Here is a 17,477-nt window from a genome sequence, read left to right on the forward strand (position 1 = left end):
CTGCCCCTAAGTAGTACCTCTAACTAAACCGTAACTAAACGAAAAAAGCTGTTCTCAACGTTAGCAACGTGAGAACAGCCGAGGTTATCGAATACTCATTTTAAATTCTAAAAACAGCTCATTGTATTTGCCTAAATAATCAGGGCCTAGGTTTTTATAAACTTCTAATTTTTTGCGCTGTTCTTCAGTGGGATAGAAGCGCTCATCAGATACAACTGCCTTATCCATTAATTTCATTGCTGCAATATTTGGAGTAGAGTACCCTACGAAATCAGCATTTTTAGCACCTGATTCTGCTTTCAGCATAAAATTAATGAAGGCATGGGCACCATCTATATTTTTTGAAGTTTTCGGAATGACCATACTATCAAACCATAAGTTCGAGCCTTCCTTTGGTACAGCAAAGTCTAGCTCCTCATTTTCTGATAACATGTCAGCTGCTTGCCCAGACCAAGTGAGTGCCACAGCTGCTTCATTATTAATCATCAGCGGCGTAATTTCATCCCCGAGAATAGCTTTGACATTTGGTGCCAATGTAATTAGTTTATCAGTAGCTTCACGTAGCTCATGGTCATTTAAAGAGTTCAGTGAGTAGCCAAGATTGTTTAAGCCCATACCGATTACCTCACGTGCCCCGTCCACTAAAAAGACTTTACGTTTTAATGAAGGGTCCCATAAGTCCTCCCAAGAAGAGAAGTCTAGATCTCCAACGAGCTTTGGATTATAGACAATGCCGACTGTTCCCCAGAAATATGGAACAGAATATTTATTGTTCTCATCAAATGGTAAATCTAAAAAATAAGGATCGATATTTTTTAAGTTAGGGATTTTTGTTTTATCTAAAGGAATAAGTAAGTTTTCTTCCTTCATTTTTTCAATCATATATTCAGAAGGTATGGCAATATCGTAAGCTGTACCACCTTGTTTAATTTTTGTCATCATCGCTTCATTGGAATCAAACGTCTCGTATATGACATGAATGCCTGTTTCTTTTTCAAATTGCTTCAGCAAATCAGGATCGATATATTCTCCCCAGTTAAAAATCGTTAACGTATTTTTTCCACTTTTCCCACCACTAGCACTCAAGGCATCAGCAGCATAGAACAAAAGGGCGGAAACGACAAGTATAGCGATGGTAGCTTGAATTAATTGCTTCATTGTTGTCCCTCCGTTCTTTTACTAACGCGGCTTGTAATGAAATAATAGCCAATTACGACGATAACCGTAACAAGGAATACTAAACCAGAAATTGCATTAACTGTTAAGGAAATACCGGCACGTGCCATAGAGTAAATTTCAACAGATAATGTACTGAAGCCGTTACCTGTCACGAAAAACGTTACCGCGAAATCATCTAGAGAATACGTTAAGGCAAGAAAGAACCCTGCAAAAATACCGGGCTGAATATACGGTAAAATAACACGCATCATCACATCTTTTTTCGTTGCTCCTAAATCTAATGCAGCGTCGATTAATGATTTATTCATTTCTAACAGTTTCGGTAAGACCATCAGTACAACAATTGGGACACTGAATGCTACATGTGCTAATAACACAGAAGCAAAGCCTAGTTTAACGCCAATCATCGTAAATAAAATTAAAAAGCTTGCACCAATAATAACGTCTGGGCTAACAATTAACACATTGTTTAAAGAAAGTAGTGTATTGCGCATTTTTGAATTTTTAACAGTGACAATGCCAATGGCTCCTAGCGTTCCGATGATTGTAGAAATCAATGCCGAAAGTAATGCCACGATAACTGTGTTAATTAGAATAACGAGTAGACGTGAATCCTCAAAGACAGCTTTATAATGTTCTAACGTGAAGGACTCAAAATTATTCATTGATCCGCCACTATTGAACGAATAAAAGATTAAATAGAAGATAGGTGCATACAAGACGATAAAAACAATCGCTAAATACACTCTTGCTGATGCAGAAAGTTTTTTCATCGTACGCGACCTCCTTTATCCTTTTTTTGTCCTGTAATTAACATAACGATCACCATGAATAAAATTAAGAAAACGGCAATTGTTGAACCCATTCCCCAGTTTTGAGTTACAAGGAATTGCTGTTCAATAGCTGTACCAAGTGTAATGACACGGTTCCCTGCAATTAAACGAGTAATCATGAAGAGTGATAATGCAGGGATAAAGACAACTTGAATACCTGATTTAACACCGTCCATTGTTAGAGGTAACACAACGCGACGGAATGTAGTAAAGGCAGATGCTCCTAAATCACGTGCAGCGTAAACAAGAGTCGGATTTAAACGATCCAATGAGTTGAAAATCGGTAAAATCATAAATGGAATAAAAATATAAACGGATACGAATACAAAGCTAATATCAGTAAATAGCATTTGCTTCGGATCAAAGCCAAACACTTCGATAAATGCATTGATCGGGCCGTACAAGCCGAAAATCCCGATAAAAGCATATGTCTTTAACAAAAGATTAATCCAAGAAGGAATAATTATTAGTAAAAGCCAAAGCTGCTTATGTTTCGTTTTAGTTAAAAAATAAGCTGTTGGATACGAAATAAGTAACGTAAAGAACGTAATTAAAAACGCATACCAGAATGAACTTAATGTCATTTTTAAATATACAGAAGAAAAGAACGCTTTATAGTTATCGAGCGTGAAATTGCCATGTATATCTAGTAGGGAATAGTAAACAACAAGTGCAATTGGCGCGATAACAAACAATGCAATCCATAAAACATATGGAAATAAAGCTGATTTAGATGTCTTAGTTTGCATCTTCGTCTTCTCCATATGCTTCTAAACGTTTATCGAACTCTTCTTCTGTCTCATTTAAACGCATTACATGAATGGCTTCTGGATCAAAGTCTAAGCCAATTTCTGTCCCTACTTCAGCTTTTTTTAATGAATGTACGAGCCATTCATTTCCATCTTTGTCATACGTGGATAATTCATAATGCACCCCACGGAACAATTGAGTATCAACTTTCACGACAAGTTTACCTTTATCGATTGTTGTCATTTCCAAATCCTCTGGGCGAATGACAATATCGATTTTTTCATTTGGCTTCATTCCTTGGTCGACACATTCAAAAACTTTACCGGCAAATTCTACTTTAAAATCTTCAATCATTACGCCAGGAACAATATTTGATTCACCAATAAAATCAGCAACGAAGCGGTTAATCGGTTCATCATAAATATCTACTGGTGTACCTGATTGTTGAATTTCACCTTCACTTAAGACAAATATTTCATCACTCATAGCAAGTGCTTCTTCCTGATCGTGTGTGACGAAGACGAATGTTTTCCCAAGGCGTTGTTGTAATTCTCGTAGTTCATACTGCATTTCAGTACGTAGTTTTAAATCTAATGCAGAAAGAGGCTCATCTAGTAAAATCACTTCAGGATCATTCACAATTGCACGAGCAATAGCAACACGTTGACGTTGACCACCAGACATCTCTGAAATTTCACGATTGCCGTAGCCTGCTAGGTTTACGAATTTTAGTGCCTCGGCAACACGATCTTTAATTTCATTTTCAGGAAGTTTTTTAATGCGAAGTCCAAATGCTACATTTTCAAAAACATTCAAATGAGGAAATAGCGCATAATCCTGAAAAACAGTGTTTACTTGGCGTTCATTTGCTGGCACTGAGTTGATTTTTTTATCGTGAAAATAGATTTCTCCTGTCGTCGGTTCTGTGAAACCAGCAATAATACGTAAAATCGTTGTTTTACCACAACCAGAAGGACCTAGTAGTGTATAGAACTTCCCTTTTTCTAGCTCCAAGTTAATGTTTTTTAAGACGACCGTGCCGTCATTAAAGGACTTTGAAACATTTTCAAAGCGGATAATTGAATTCGTTGTCATAGATGCGCCTCCTTAAGCTATAAATATGAATCCGTTGCGACGAGTAAAATTTTTGTTTCCGCAGCATGTGCGTTAAAAATTTGATGATGATCTGTCGCATCAAAATAGAGAGCATTGCCTTCACTTGCTATATACTGTTCATCTCCTAAAACGAGACGAATACGCCCTTTGACAACATAAATAAATGTTTCCGAGAGCGAGGGTTCAAAATGTTTGAACTCGCCATCAGCAGCAAGTGTCAAGAATATTGGCTCCATCTCTTTTTCATTAGATGTAGGAATAAGCCATTGGATTTCATATTTTTTTTCTTCGTCTGTATATGTGGATTGATCTTCTTCTGTATATACAACCTTTTGTTCAGGTACTTCATCATCGAAAAATTCTTTTGGTGTTGACCCTAAAACTTCTAATATTGAAAATAGCGTTTCAATGGAAGGGGAATTAAGATCACGCTCTAATTGTGAAATATACCCCTTACTTAAATCTGTACGTTCTCCAAGTTCCTCTTGGGTAAGACCTTTTTTTAAACGAAGCCCTTTGATTTTTGCTCCTATTTGCATCTTTTCCCTCCTAGAAGAAGTTTAGCAATCATAAACTTTTGAAATATGAAGTTTACTTTAACGAAACTTTTAGTTTACTAAAACCATTACAATTATACATAATAATAAAGAATTTGCAATCGTTTTCGATGAAAAAAAAGTAGATAAAATTTTTAGAAATTATACATAAATGACGCGTGAAAAAAATGGCTCATCATCAAAAGTTGTGGAGGACATTTTCCGTGTATATAGGTTGATAATTCGTTCCAGCTGGGCGACATCTTGGAGATTAGCGTCATGGATGAGACTTTGGAGCGAGCAAGTAGAGGAACGAAAGCTAAAAGTATCGCGTCTTGTGATAACGCCTTCGTGACCAACGTCGTTTTGGCCCAAGCGGCTCATTGGACCCTCTAGGAAGCTTGCTCTGTGCGAAAGCGAAGCGACAGCAACAAATGTTTTAACTGTGCGATGTAGCTTTATAAAAAAGTTTGATCATTTATTATAAAGATTGATAATTTGTAATAAAGTTTGATTAAAAAAATCTCACCTCTATAGATTTTTAGAGGTGAGGTTTTATGATTGGAAATTTGTGATAATATCACTTTGAGATTGTGAAGAAATGTACTGTGCGAAACGTTTCCTTATAAGTGCCAAAGCACGAAATAGGAGGATTGCTGAAAGGCAAGTGTCGACAGGGGGAAAAGCTGGCGATAATTTCAAAGGCTTACCTATCTGTATGAAGAAGAAAATGTAATTTATATTAATTATCTCAGTCAAATCAAGTGGGAGATGTTAAGTTGATGTTTAATTTATGGTATAATTATAAGTATTAACCATTTGGGTAGGAGAAGTTATGAGGATTTATAAATTAGCTTGTATATGTACTTTTATTATACTCTTATCAGGGTGTAATGCATTTTCATCTCAAACAGAAGAACCATCTTCAAAAGAAGCGTCACAAGAAGCGTTAGAAGTTGTAAAAAAAGAACCTGTTATCTTAGATGTCACAGAGATGGAGAAATATCAAGGAGGAGGTTTTCATCCTCTTGAGATTGATGAAGAAATAGCGTCTCCAATAGGTGAAAGTAAATCTTATTTTACTTATTCTGGTGATATGCCATTTAAAATATCCTTATTAAATACCGGTACTGAAAGCTTTTTATTCAAAATTCGAAATATAGATAAAGAAACACTTGTAACAAGTGGTGTTTTAGACAGTAAAGAAAGTTTTGAAAAGGTGTTTGACGGATTCCCCGAAGGCGCTTATGTCATATCTTACGTTGTAGAAGAGGAAGAGTCGCCTATAGATATTAAACTGAAGGTCAAGGTAGAGTTACTTCCCTACACAACTAGATAATATGCGTATTTATACTATCTTTATAAAAGGCGGGGTTGTGCTTTCTTTTTTCATGGAGTGTTCAACGAACGTAGTCAATTCGTTTAAGAAATGGCTAAATGCCCATTGAAACCATATAGGTTTAATTGTTTGGTGGGCTATGTTTTTAATCAAAAATACTAAAAAGGAAGTAAGTTTCTTATTAAGCTCCCGTGAAAGAACGTAATCATCTTTCATTTTCTGTGGTGTAGCGCTTGTTTTTGCGCTACATGGATGGCTAACGGGTGCTTTAGTCAAGTGGAGCAAAGTCTTTTAAGACATTGCTCCTTTTACATTTAAAAGTACTTCTGATAATACTCTTTCCTTAGCCTCCCGCTTAATTGAGCGTAGATCCTAGTTGTTTCGCTTTTCTCGTGTCCCATAAGACTTTGTATGACTTCTATGGGAGCTCCATTGTTCAACAAATGAGTTGCATAGCTGTGTCTATTTTGAGAATGGTGCCTCTAGTAGAATTCGATTCTCAATCAGGTTTTTCAAGCTGATAAGGGACTTGGACGGTCCGAACTTTATAATAGAATCTTGAAATTGACCAATATCCTCTATGGAAGCAGTCTGAATCTTGATCATATAATTGTATTCACCACTAATTCGAAACATATCAGTTACAACGGGATTTCGTTCGCAAAAATCCACCAGTGCTTGACATTGCTCTGTTTTAATAAGAAAGAATGCCGTGGTCCCTCGGCCTAGCGCCTGATGGCGAAAGGTTACCGTATAACCCGAGATGATGTCTTTCTCCTCAAGCCTTTTTATTCGTTCCCTTACCGAGGGCTGGGACATGGACACATCTTTACTTATTTGTGAAATGGAAATACGTGCATTCTGCTGAAGAAGACGCATGATGTGGTAATCAGTTTCATCCATCCAATGTTCCATATATAATTCCTCCAAATGCATTTTCAAAAATGAATAAAATTAATCGATTTTCGTTATTTTTGGAAAGTGTAAAGCGATAATCTCCTTTTTTATTGTATGTATTTCCTTGCAACACTATTCTATACTAAATTCATCAGAAAGGGGAAATGATATTTGAATATCAAAGGTCTTGCTCATATTGCAATTCAGGCAAAAGATTATCCGGCAACAATCCGGTTTTACATTGAAGCATTGGGATTTAAGCGTGGACATCATTGGAGCCTTCCTTCGTTTCATATCAAGGAAGCTTCGATGCTGATCTCTCCCGATGGCCGAACATGTCTCGAGGTTTTTGATGACGATGCTGTCATTCCAGCACAAGGGAAGAAAGCGCGGTCGGAAGAGGAAGTTGCTTACGGAGCTATGCTTCACCTAGCGTTTTATGTGGAAGATGTCGACAAAGCGTTTCAAACGGCACTTGCTCATGGGGCAAAACCTTATGTGGAAGCAGACAATCTAACTCTCGGAGAGCCTCCTCTTATTATCAGAAACGCTCTAATCCACAGTCCTAATGGAGAGGTTATCGAATTTATTCAGGATGTGGATTTTGATATAGAGTCCCATAGTTCAGTGCAGTAGTTCAATAAGGTAGTGGCATTCTAAGACTTTTTCTATCCTAGATTGCCACTTAAAGATCATTGAGTTGCATAGGCAGCCCTTTTTTCCTTTATTGAACGAACGGAGCAGGTTAATGTAAGAAAGACTGGATGTTCGAGTAAGAAACTAATATAAAAACCACCAAGTTTTTTATGGTGGCTTAGTTTGTTTGCTTATAAGGATTATCGTACAGATGATATTGGTCTCCTCTAAGAAGTACCTTTTGTGTTTCAGCGTCTATTACTACATATTTATGGCATTCTTCTTTTTCATTTTGATGAAAAGAACCCATAAAATATACTTGGCGATTGGAATGAATATGAGGCGAGTTTAGATTATCTATTTTTTCTGTACCGAGTTTAGTTTTCAATTTGAATACTAGTTCTGTATCTGCTACCTCTTTAAAGGAGATTTTTTTTCTCATACTGAATGCAGCATCTTTATACTCTTCGTAGATGTTTTTATCTAATTTGTTATAGAATTCATCTTCTTCGATAAAAGTTTTACTTTGATTATCTGGATATTCTAATTTAGGTGTAGAGGTTTCTGAGGCTGACGTTCTTTGGTTTGATGTTTCAGTTGGTAAAAAGGATATAAGAAGGAAACTGGATAAGACACCCAATGTTAGTAGCATTGTTTTCATTATTTCACCCCAGTTTTATAAGATAAACATATTATTACCCAATCATTGTTTATTATGATAATAATTTTACGTTACCAAGATCTAAGTAATTGTTATCCGACTATAGATTTGTTTATTCAACTAACGAGGGGCTTTAGGTTGATAAGAACAGGACTTGTGTTTATGATTGATTTTCATATATACAAGTCCTTTTGTTATGCTCTCACAGTTGCTCCTACAGCCACAATTAACCTGTGCATGATTCATCTACTCTACTTTCCAACCATCACAAGCTCCTTAATCTCATTTAAGAGCCTGTAACAGCCAATCTTTCTTGTTAGTGCTACACGCATCGCATCTACATAGTGGATTTAATGGTTTTATTTCAACAAGAGGTAAGTAGATGTCGTGAATTTTTACAGCTTGACCAAAAAATTAACGTAATAAATATCATCTCTATAACATAACTTGCACATATATAGACTAATAAGTGGAAAAAATATACAACAGAGAAAGGAGGACTGTATAAATGAAAAAAATATTAACTACAATTCTATTCAGCAGTAGCGTTCTTTTCGTTCCTCATTCTATTTTGACGCAAGAAAATAACACAGAAGTATCAAGTAATAAGATAACACCACAAGAATTAGAAGAATATCAAGAACATATGGTTAATGAATTAATGGAAAAATACAATGCAACTGATGGTACAGCTATACTATACGATAATCAAGGAAACATAATCCATGCATACAAAACAATATCAAGAGGAGAAAAGTAAAAAGATATACAATATTTAATATTTAAAAATATAAAGAGGTTATAATCTCTTTCTTAAACTATAGGGTGCTTTAGTAAAAAAAATACAAGAAAAAATGAGCTTGAAAATGATTCTCCAAGCTCATTTTTAACAAAGGACAAGTTGTTAATATTAATCTTAGTTCTCTTTTTCTATATCTACACTTTGTTTTACCACAAAGGCATAGTTATAGTCTTCCTCATAGTGTTCCAGTTCTCCCCACGCCCATGCACCATTGTAAGCTCCCAGGTAGATTAATTCTCCATTGCGGATAATGACTTCAATCCCATGCTCTGGTTCCCACTCACAACCTCCTGTTAAATGGACAACTGGTACCGATTTATCCTCTGGCTCATCTACAAGCATAGAGCCAAATTCTACATACTGAAGGATGTCCCTCATCTTTTCAATCTTAGGAGGCTCTTGTCCAACCATTTCACAGAAGTCTTCGGAGTAAGAGATGGCTGCTTTGCATATGTCTTCTATAAGGTTATCATCTATACTGCTTAGAGACTTTGCACATAAATTGACATACTCAATGCTCACGTCTTCTTCAATCCACACTTCTAAGTTCTTATCAGCTAATTTAGAACGGACGGTTCCACTCATACCATGTTCTTCTTTGGATAGGTCTTCTATCACTTTCATCAACTCCTTTTCATGCATCATTATTTAAATATTGATAAAGAGAAGTCATACTATTTATTACGATTAATAAATATACTTCAATTTGTTTACTAACCTTCCAAGATTATGTACAATCTTTCGCAAACACTCTTTTCATAGGTGCGAAACGAAAATGCTACTGGACTAAACTGCTCAATGTCAATGTTATATAGTGAAACCCATTCTCCATATTCATTAACGATTAATCAACATTTTTCTTTAACAGAGCCTAAAAGAATTATACTAAATAATATTCATATGTAACATGGGTTCTCTTAAACTAACAGGTGCAAAGTATATTGCTAGGTTTACGAAGGTCCTTATGTAGTTTTATATCGTCTGTGTGAATGTACTTAAACTCCTATGAAAGAACTTAATCATCGTGTGAAGTGCTTTTTTTTACGCTTCATGGATGGCTAACGGGGGAGCTTTAATTGAAGATTCGCATCCAGAAATAATCAATCTTTATTATAAAAATCAAACTAGATAAATAAAGAACCAACTGTTATGATCAAACTTTGTTTCAAAACAGTTGGTTTCTTTTTGTATAAAATCAGCGATTGCAACTTACTTTTAATCGAACTTTATTCAAAAGCTACATGCGAAAGCGAAGCGACAGCAACAACAAATGTTTTATCTGTGCGAAAGCGAAGCGACAGCAACAAAGCTCCAGTCGGAACGGAAATCAACCAAACGTAATGGTGGTGAGCTGAAATGTTGTTAATTCTAGAATAAAATTGTGAAAAATAGCTAATAAATATGCTGTAGTAGCCATTCCACTTGGGAAATTGATGAAAATTTGTCAGATAATTTAAATCATGTACTTCAGTGAGGCTTACTTGTTTGAAAAACTACGATTACTCTGTTATCGTAGAAGACGAGTTCGCTGGTGCGAATGGAATATATACACTACATATATAATCGGAGGGATTTATAATGGCAGAACGCATGGTAGGTAAACAAGCACCTGACTTTACAATGGAAGCGGTACTTGCAGACAAATCATTTGGTAAAGTATCATTAGAAGACATTAAAGCACAAGACAAATGGACAGTTCTTTTCTTCTATCCAATGGACTTCACTTTCGTATGTCCAACAGAAATCACTGCAATGAGCGATCGTTACGATGAGTTCGAAGACTTAGATGCAGAAGTAATCGGTGTTTCTACTGATACAATCCACACTCACTTAGCATGGATTAACACTGACCGCACTAAAAATGGTCTTGGTGAGTTAAAATACCCATTAGCAGCAGATACAAATCACCAAATTTCAAAAGAATATGGTGTATTAATTGAAGAAGAAGGTATCGCACTACGCGGCTTATTCATCATCAACCCAGAAGGCGAATTAAAATACCAAACTGTATTCGATAACAACATCGGCCGTGATGTAGATGAAACTTTACGTGTACTTCAAGCTTTACAAACTGGTGGTCTTTGCCCAGCAAACTGGCGCCCAGGTCAAGCAACTCTTTAATTTAGAGTTTTAGATCATTCAAAAATAAAGAGTCCCCACAGCAAGTTTGTGGGGATTTTTTTAAACTTGCTATATAGAAAAAGGTTTATCACCAAAAATTGTGGATGATGACTTTTGTTAAAACGTCTACTATGTAAATAAGTTGATTGGAGTGGAGGCTGGGCGACTCCTTGGGGATTAGCGTCACAGATGAGACCCTGCAGCGAAGCGAAGCGGCTCATCGGACGCCCCCAGGAAAGCGCCCAGCCGGAACGGAAATCAACCACAAGTTTTGATGATGATCCGAAAAAAGGAAAAGGAGAATGTTTTATGAAACTTCGTGAACAAATGCCTGAACTTGTAGGCGCAACGACTTGGTTAAATGGTGAAGTAACAAAAGCGGAATTAGTAGGCGAAAAACCTACGTTAATCCACTTCTGGTCGGTTAGTTGCCATTTATGTAAAGAGGCAATGCCAGATGTGAACAATTTCCGTGATCAATACAAAGATGAGTTAAACGTAATCGCAGTGCATATGCCACGCTCTGAGGAAGATACAAATTTAGAAACAATCAAATCGGTAGCAGCAGAGCATGACATCGTACAACCAATCTTTGTTGATAGCGAATTAAAGTTAACAGATGCATTTGAAAACCAATACGTACCAGCGTATTTTGTTTTCGATAAAGATGGTCAGCTTCGTCACATGCAAGCAGGTGGTAGCGGTATGAAAATGCTAGAAAAACGTGTGAATCGCGTTTTAGATGAAATGCGCAACGCAGAATAATAGCAGATTAAGAGGCGGGGAGAAATAATTCCCCGTCTTTTTTATGTGAAAATATAATTTCAGTTATCACTACAGTTGTGATGTCACCTGAGTATAGAGGGAGTCGAGTGCAAAACGCTATGACCCGAGCGAAAAGGGGTGAAGCCGATCGATTCCAGACGCAATTATGCCGAGGATAATTGATAGATGTCTTTTAGGGACGAATAGTTGCTTGTTTTGACGATACATATAACAGAGAATGCGTTACAATAATGGTATAGTAGTTTTCGGAGGGATTTTTAATGATGAAAAAAGAGTTTGCTGTCATTGGACTTGGACGTTTCGGAGGTAGCATTGTCCGGGAACTAATGAGTCAAGGCGCACAAGTTATGGCGATAGACCATTCCTCAGAGCGGGTGGACGAATTTGCTTCTATTGCCACACAGGCTGTTATCGCAGATTCGACAGATGAATCGGTATTAAATTCATTAGGTATTCGTAATTTTGAGCATGTGATTGTAGCGATTGGTGAAGATATTCAGGCTAGTATTTTGACGACCATCATTTTAAAAGAAATCGGTGTTCAACAGATTACTGTAAAGGCTCAGAATGACTACCATGAAAAAGTACTGCGCAAAATTGGTGCAGATTTTGTCGTTCATCCTGAGCGTGATATGGGAATACGTATTGCCAATAATATGCTGTCTAATACAGTGCTTGATTATTTAGAGCTTTCAGATGAACATTCAATTATGGAGATTAAGGCCAATGATACGATTGCAGGTTACTCCGTTATGGACTTAGATATTCGTGCAAAGTACGGCATTAATATTGTAGGCATTAAGCGTGGTTCAGATATAATCGTATCTCCACAGGCAAGTGATAAAATTTTGCTAGGAGATATTATGCTTGTCATTGGGGCGGATGTAGATATCAATCGCTTTGTCAAAAAAGTATTGAATGGGTACTAACAAATGAATAAACGCAGATGGAAATTAGTCATATTTGCTGTAATAATACTTATTGTCGCTTTTACTATGCATTTTCGTGAAAAAAATGAGGAAGAGGCTATTTCTCGCATTTTAGATCACGCAGCAGAAATTGATGCAATTGAGCTTTTTAAAGGCGAGCAATCTTTATTTAAGTCAACAGGTAAGGATGCAACGGTTTATAGTGAAAAAAGTCCTCTAAGCCATGTTAAAAAACTAAGCAAAAAAGAAAGAGCTATTTTTGAAGAGAAGCCAGTCTATCATATCGTTTACGAAATTAAGGGTGAGCCGTTATATGAGGTGGATGTTTTAAAGGTAGCTATTAGCTCTGAGCTAAGTAAAGAATTACAACAGATGGTTTTTAATGTTGGAGATAAGCAATATTTAATATATTGGACAAAAGAGAAAAAAGCACTTGAGCAATCAACAAATACGCAACGCTTGCTTGAACAATATAGTAAATAAAAAAGGGTAGTGAAACAGTAACTAAGCTGTCTCACTACCCTTTCTTGCTATTAAAGAAACTAACCAAGGTTATAGTTTTCGTCTAGGCTAAAGCGTTACATTCTCGAGGTCGTTTCGATCCCTCGGGCAAAAGTGGTGGAGCGTTTACTTTTGCTTCGGGCTCTCCAGCGCATGTCGGATGTAAACGAGCGCTTTAGCGCATTTGTTCCTAAGATACAATAGTAGTTTTACCTTGAAGTGCACGTTCTTGCATTTCTACGTCAAACTCTTTTTCTGATTTTGATATGACTACACAAGCTACACCGTTACCAATTAAGTTTGTTACGGCACGTGCCTCTGACATGAAGCGGTCAACACCAATTAGTAGCGCAATACCTTCTACTGGAATCATTGGGAAGGCAGCAAGTGTCGCTGCTAATGTGATAAACCCAGATCCTGTAACACCAGCTGCACCTTTAGATGTAATCATTAATATCCCAAGAAGTGTAATGATTTGAATCCATGTCAAGTCCATGCCGTATGCTTGTGCAATGAATAATGCAGCCATTGATAGATAGATGGAAGTTCCATCAAGATTGAAAGAATAACCTGTTGGCACTACTAATCCAACTACTTGTTTGGAGCAACCGAAATTTTCTAATTTACGCATCATTGAAGGTAAAGCAGATTCAGATGATGATGTACCGATTACTAAGAAAATTTCCTCTTTAATATAAGCGATGAATTTGAAAATGTTAAAGCCGAAGTATTTTGCAATTGTGCCTAAAACAACGACTACAAATAAGAACATTGTAATATATACTGCAGCCATTAATAGACCTAAGTTGCTTAACGATTTCAATCCAAAGTTACCAATTGTATAGGCCATTGCACCAAATGCACCGATTGGAGATATTTTCATGACCATACTTACGATTTTGAAGAAAATTTCTGCCACTTGTTCAAAAAATGTAATGACAGGTTTTGCAGGTGCACCAATAGAGGCAGCCGCTAAACCGAATAATATTGCAGAGAATAACACAGGAAGTAATTGTCCTGTTGCAAGTGCACCTACTACGTTTTCAGGAATAATGCTAGAGATGAAAGCACCTAAGCCTTGCTCAGTCTCTGCCGCAGCCGATGTATATTTTGAAATGTCAGTTTCGGCAGCACCAGATGTATCTAATCCAGTACCTGGGCTAACGATCATTGCAACAGCAATCCCGATTGCTAAGGCAATAGTAGAGACAATTTCGAAGTACAGCAACGCCTTACCTCCGATTTTCCCAACCTTTTTCATATCACCCATACTACCGATTCCAATTACAACTGTTAAGAAGATAATAGGAGCGATTAACATTTTAATTAACTTGATGAATAAATCCGCTAAAATTTTAAGGCTCGCACCAAACTCAGGGAAGAGTGCTCCGACAATAACCCCTAAAATGATCGCAGCTATAACCTGAACAGTCAAATTTTTCAGTAATTTCATTTTATGCTACCTCTTTTCTAAATTTTCTTTTTGATATCGTTTTCACTAGAATTATCATAGCGAATCCTTTTAAAAAAAAGAGATTTAGAAAATAAGAAACATATCGTTCATTAAGTATATTTTCCAATAATTTAAAAGAAATGTAGTGTTCTCAACAATTCAATCTGTTATGGTACTCTAAAACCAATTGATTATTGTTATAATACAAAAATAATAAATGATAGAAAATTCCGTTTTATAGCACTTTTTTGTAATATTGTTCATTAAGTTCATCATTTTCTCTTACTTATGTCAACTAAAAGTGTTGTCAAAAGAATTTTTTGAAGATAATCTTAAAGGCATATCAATCATTAGTAGAAGTATGTATATTAGGCAAATGCAGATTGGAAAGGAAGGAATCTTTAAATGATGAAAATGCCCGTAAACGGCAAAATACTGTTAGTGACATTTTTAATCATTGCATTCTCCTTTTTACTTGGTGGCATTTTTGTACTTGGTAATCTATTAACTGAGCAAGAAAAGGATTTTGGTCAGCGTGCTATGCTCGTTGCGCGGACTGTGTCGAATGTGCCAGAGATAAGTATGCATTTAAAAAATGACAATATTAAAGAAGCGGCGAAAAATGTCAATAAAATTGTAGATGGTATTCGTGTTGTTAATAAAGCAGAGTATATTGTTGTGATGAATATGGATCGCGTTAAATTATCACACCCAGTCCGTAAAGAAATAGGGAAACGTAGTGAATCACAGGATTTAAATGCTGCCTTTAGTGAGCATTATTATGTATCGAAGGCACAAGGGGAAGCCGGTGTAATGATTCGAGCTTTTGTTCCTATCATTGATGATAAAAAAGAACAAGTTGGCATAGTTGTTGTAGGATATTCACTGCCAACCTTTAGAGATATATTGCAAAATTATGAGCATGACATCTTTATTACTATTCTCATATCACTTGTTTTTAGTATTTGGGGGGCATACACACTTGGGCGACATATTAAAAAGCAAATGTTTGGGCTCGAACCTCATGAGATTGCAAAGATGTATGTGGAACGAACAGAAACGTTCAATGCTATGCATGAAGGCATTATAGCGGTTGATAAGGAAATGAATATTACAATTTTTAATGAAAAAGCAGCAGATATATTAGGCGTTACTAGAAAGATAGAGGATTGTATCGGTGAAAAGATTTACGATGTTTTGCCGGATACGCGATTGCCTGAAATTGTTGAAACGGCAACTCCTGTATATGATCAAGAGTTATACATCAATCATCATAGTATTTTGAGTAATCGAGTTCCGATTATTGTAAATGGTGAGTTAGTCGGTGCAGTTGCCATGTTTAAAGATTTAACAGCGGTGAAAAAGCTTGCGGAAGAGGTAACAGGTGTTACAGCTTTTGTTCAAGCACTGCGTGTACAAACGCATGAGCATAAAAATAAACTTCATACGATTGCGGGGCTTCTACAGTTGGGACATACAAAGCAAGCTCTTGAATACGTTACAGCTACTACCGAAAATGAAGCCTCTTTAACGAAGTTTTTGAATGAACGCTTTCATAATGAAAATATTTCAGGATTATTGCTAAGTAAAGTTAGTTATGGCAAGGAATTGGGAATACAAGTGGAAATTGACCGAAAAAGTCATTTTAAACGTTTTCCACCTTTATTAGATCATCACGATTTTGTTGTTTTATTAGGCAATTTAATTGAAAATGCATTTGAAGCGTTAAACGTTCTTTCCAAGGATGATAAATATGTAGCAATTTCTGTAGATGAGCATGACGGTGTGTTAGCGATTGCTGTTTCTGATAATGGAATCGGAATGTCTGAAGAGGTGCAAGCACGTATGTTTGAAAATGGATTTTCTACGAAGGCAAGTGAGAATCGTGGAATTGGGTTGCATTTAATACATGAAATTGTTAGGAAAGGCAATGGCGATATTGAAGTAGTGAGTGAATTATTGAAAGGGACAAGTTTCTTAATCTTATTTGAGTTAGGAGAAGAATAGATGAATGTAATTAAAGTGTTATTAATTGAAGATGATCCGATGGTACGAGAAGTGAACAGGCAATTTATTGAACAAATCAAAGGATTTTCGCTAATAGGCTATGCTGGCAATGGAATCGAAGGTATTGAGAGAATTAAACAACTAAAACCTGATCTTGTCTTTATGGATATTTTTATGCCTGAGCAAAATGGCATTATTACACTAGGGAAAATACGTGAAGAACATCTTCCGGTTGATGTTATTGCTGTGACCGCAGCTAATGATATGCCAACTGTGCAACGAATTTTACACTTAGGTGTCTATGATTATATTATGAAACCCTTTACGTTTGAACGAATTGAGGAAACTTTAATGAATTATCAAGCGTATAAAAAGAAAATAAGTGACATGCAAGATCTAACACAACATGACGTTGATCATCTAATGCAGCAGCGCATACCTGATCAAATAGTTGTTCCGCCAGTCACTGAGGCAATTATCATTAACGATCTACCAAAGGGTTTTAACCGAGCAACATTAGATAAAGTGCTTGCTTATATTCAAGAAAGCAACGAAGCGGTTTCAGCAGAGGAAGTGTCCACATACATTGGAACAGCCCGTGTAACAGCTCGACGTTACTTAGATTTTTTAGAAAAACAAAATTTATTAAAGGTGGATATACAATATGGAAGTGTGGGACGTCCTATCCATCGATATTATATTTAACTTCTTTCGGCGGATGTCACGGAATCGGAATTGGTTGTCTTATAAAGTTGTTTAAAACATCTTTTGTAGGGTAACCTTTTGTTAATTCACCATGAGAATTTTAACATTTGATTCTCACTAATATATGGGATTTAAATACCATTTCGGCTCATCACCAAAAGTAGTGGATGGCATTAGTTAAAACGTATGCTATGTATATAAGTTGATTGGAGTGGAGGCTGGGCGA

Annotated in this window: 18 protein-coding genes and 1 pseudogene; 9 read left to right on the plus strand and 10 right to left on the minus strand. The window is 36.3% G+C overall.

The annotated features are described in order from the left end of the window. Positions 1-84 precede the first annotated feature (84 nt). Genes QRN68_RS13745 through QRN68_RS13765 form a run of 5 tightly spaced genes read right to left on the minus strand, consistent with a single transcriptional unit; the run spans position 85 to position 4,417 of the window. Complete coding sequence (locus QRN68_RS13745; RefSeq protein ID WP_285397461.1) at positions 85-1,158, minus strand: ABC transporter substrate-binding protein; 1,074 nt, start codon at positions 1,156-1,158, stop codon at positions 85-87. Then, on the minus strand, positions 1,155-1,952 hold the full coding sequence (locus QRN68_RS13750; RefSeq protein ID WP_285397462.1) for an ABC transporter permease: 798 nt from the start codon (positions 1,950-1,952) through the stop codon (positions 1,155-1,157). The genes QRN68_RS13745 and QRN68_RS13750 overlap by 4 nt, the downstream gene beginning before the upstream one ends. Beyond that, entirely contained in the window at positions 1,949-2,761 is an 813-nt protein-coding gene (locus tag QRN68_RS13755) for an ABC transporter permease (RefSeq protein ID WP_285397463.1), read from the minus strand. Before QRN68_RS13755 ends, QRN68_RS13750 begins: the two co-directional genes overlap by 4 nt. Further along, positions 2,751-3,857: an ABC transporter ATP-binding protein gene (locus tag QRN68_RS13760; protein WP_285397464.1), complete on the minus strand. Its 1,107-nt coding sequence runs from the start codon at positions 3,855-3,857 to the stop codon at positions 2,751-2,753. Before QRN68_RS13760 ends, QRN68_RS13755 begins: the two co-directional genes overlap by 11 nt. Positions 3,858-3,874: 17 nt before the next feature. Further along, on the minus strand, positions 3,875-4,417 hold the full coding sequence (locus QRN68_RS13765; RefSeq protein WP_285397465.1) for a helix-turn-helix domain-containing protein: 543 nt from the start codon (positions 4,415-4,417) through the stop codon (positions 3,875-3,877). An 832-nt stretch (positions 4,418-5,249) separates the two neighbouring features. Between QRN68_RS13765 and QRN68_RS13770 the strand changes: the two genes are divergently transcribed. Further along, positions 5,250-5,753, plus strand: a complete 504-nt coding sequence (locus QRN68_RS13770; RefSeq protein WP_285397466.1) for a hypothetical protein — start codon at positions 5,250-5,252, stop codon at positions 5,751-5,753. 314 nt (positions 5,754-6,067) lie between these two features. Here the strand turns inward: QRN68_RS13770 and QRN68_RS13775 are convergent. Both QRN68_RS13775 and QRN68_RS13780 read right to left on the minus strand, forming a co-directional pair. Further along, positions 6,068-6,205 (minus strand): annotated as a pseudogene (locus QRN68_RS13775) (tyrosine-type recombinase/integrase); the annotation flags it as partial. A gap of 10 nt (positions 6,206-6,215) precedes the next feature. Beyond that, on the minus strand, positions 6,216-6,668 hold the full coding sequence (locus QRN68_RS13780; RefSeq protein ID WP_285397467.1) for an Lrp/AsnC family transcriptional regulator: 453 nt from the start codon (positions 6,666-6,668) through the stop codon (positions 6,216-6,218). A gap of 153 nt (positions 6,669-6,821) precedes the next feature. Between QRN68_RS13780 and QRN68_RS13785 the strand changes: the two genes are divergently transcribed. Beyond that, the gene (locus QRN68_RS13785; RefSeq protein ID WP_285397468.1) at positions 6,822-7,286 is read left to right on the plus strand and encodes a VOC family protein; all 465 of its coding nucleotides are present in this window, start codon (positions 6,822-6,824) and stop codon (positions 7,284-7,286) included. A gap of 178 nt (positions 7,287-7,464) precedes the next feature. On the opposite strand, the gene QRN68_RS13790 is transcribed toward QRN68_RS13785, so the two are convergent. Then, positions 7,465-7,947 (minus strand): hypothetical protein, encoded by a 483-nt coding sequence (locus QRN68_RS13790; protein WP_285397469.1) that lies wholly within the window; start codon positions 7,945-7,947, stop codon positions 7,465-7,467. A 508-nt stretch (positions 7,948-8,455) separates the two neighbouring features. Here QRN68_RS13790 and QRN68_RS13795 point away from each other — a divergent pair. Further along, positions 8,456-8,707 (plus strand): hypothetical protein, encoded by a 252-nt coding sequence (locus QRN68_RS13795; protein ID WP_285397470.1) that lies wholly within the window; start codon positions 8,456-8,458, stop codon positions 8,705-8,707. Positions 8,708-8,863: 156 nt separating this feature from the next. Here QRN68_RS13795 and QRN68_RS13800 read toward each other — a convergent pair whose 3' ends face one another. Beyond that, entirely contained in the window at positions 8,864-9,394 is a 531-nt protein-coding gene (locus QRN68_RS13800; protein ID WP_481817450.1) for a DUF6985 domain-containing protein, read from the minus strand. A gap of 933 nt (positions 9,395-10,327) precedes the next feature. On the opposite strand from QRN68_RS13800, the gene QRN68_RS13805 reads away from it, so the two are divergent. From QRN68_RS13805 to QRN68_RS13820, 4 genes are all read left to right on the plus strand, one after another. Continuing rightward, entirely contained in the window at positions 10,328-10,870 is a 543-nt protein-coding gene (locus QRN68_RS13805; RefSeq protein ID WP_285397472.1) for a peroxiredoxin, read from the plus strand. Positions 10,871-11,179: 309 nt separating this feature from the next. Next, complete coding sequence (locus QRN68_RS13810; protein ID WP_285397477.1) at positions 11,180-11,635, plus strand: TlpA family protein disulfide reductase; 456 nt, start codon at positions 11,180-11,182, stop codon at positions 11,633-11,635. Positions 11,636-11,919: 284 nt separating this feature from the next. Then, on the plus strand, positions 11,920-12,585 hold the full coding sequence (locus tag QRN68_RS13815; protein WP_285397478.1) for a potassium channel family protein: 666 nt from the start codon (positions 11,920-11,922) through the stop codon (positions 12,583-12,585). Between the two features lie 3 nt (positions 12,586-12,588). Next, entirely contained in the window at positions 12,589-13,068 is a 480-nt protein-coding gene (locus QRN68_RS13820) for a hypothetical protein (protein ID WP_285397473.1), read from the plus strand. A 208-nt stretch (positions 13,069-13,276) separates the two neighbouring features. Here QRN68_RS13820 and QRN68_RS13825 read toward each other — a convergent pair whose 3' ends face one another. After that, the gene (locus tag QRN68_RS13825; protein ID WP_285397474.1) at positions 13,277-14,539 is read right to left on the minus strand and encodes a dicarboxylate/amino acid:cation symporter; all 1,263 of its coding nucleotides are present in this window, start codon (positions 14,537-14,539) and stop codon (positions 13,277-13,279) included. 405 nt (positions 14,540-14,944) lie between these two features. Between QRN68_RS13825 and QRN68_RS13830 the strand changes: the two genes are divergently transcribed. Beyond that, entirely contained in the window at positions 14,945-16,546 is a 1,602-nt protein-coding gene (locus QRN68_RS13830) for an ATP-binding protein (RefSeq protein ID WP_285397475.1), read from the plus strand. Further along, a complete protein-coding gene (locus tag QRN68_RS13835; protein ID WP_285397476.1) occupies positions 16,547-17,251 on the plus strand; it encodes a response regulator in 705 nt (234 codons plus the stop codon). It begins immediately after the preceding gene. The last annotated feature ends 226 nt before the right edge of the window (positions 17,252-17,477 follow it).

This window comes from Lysinibacillus sp. fls2-241-R2A-57 (genome assembly GCF_030209535.1).
Taxonomy (GTDB): Bacteria; Bacillota; Bacilli; order Bacillales_A; family Planococcaceae; genus Lysinibacillus.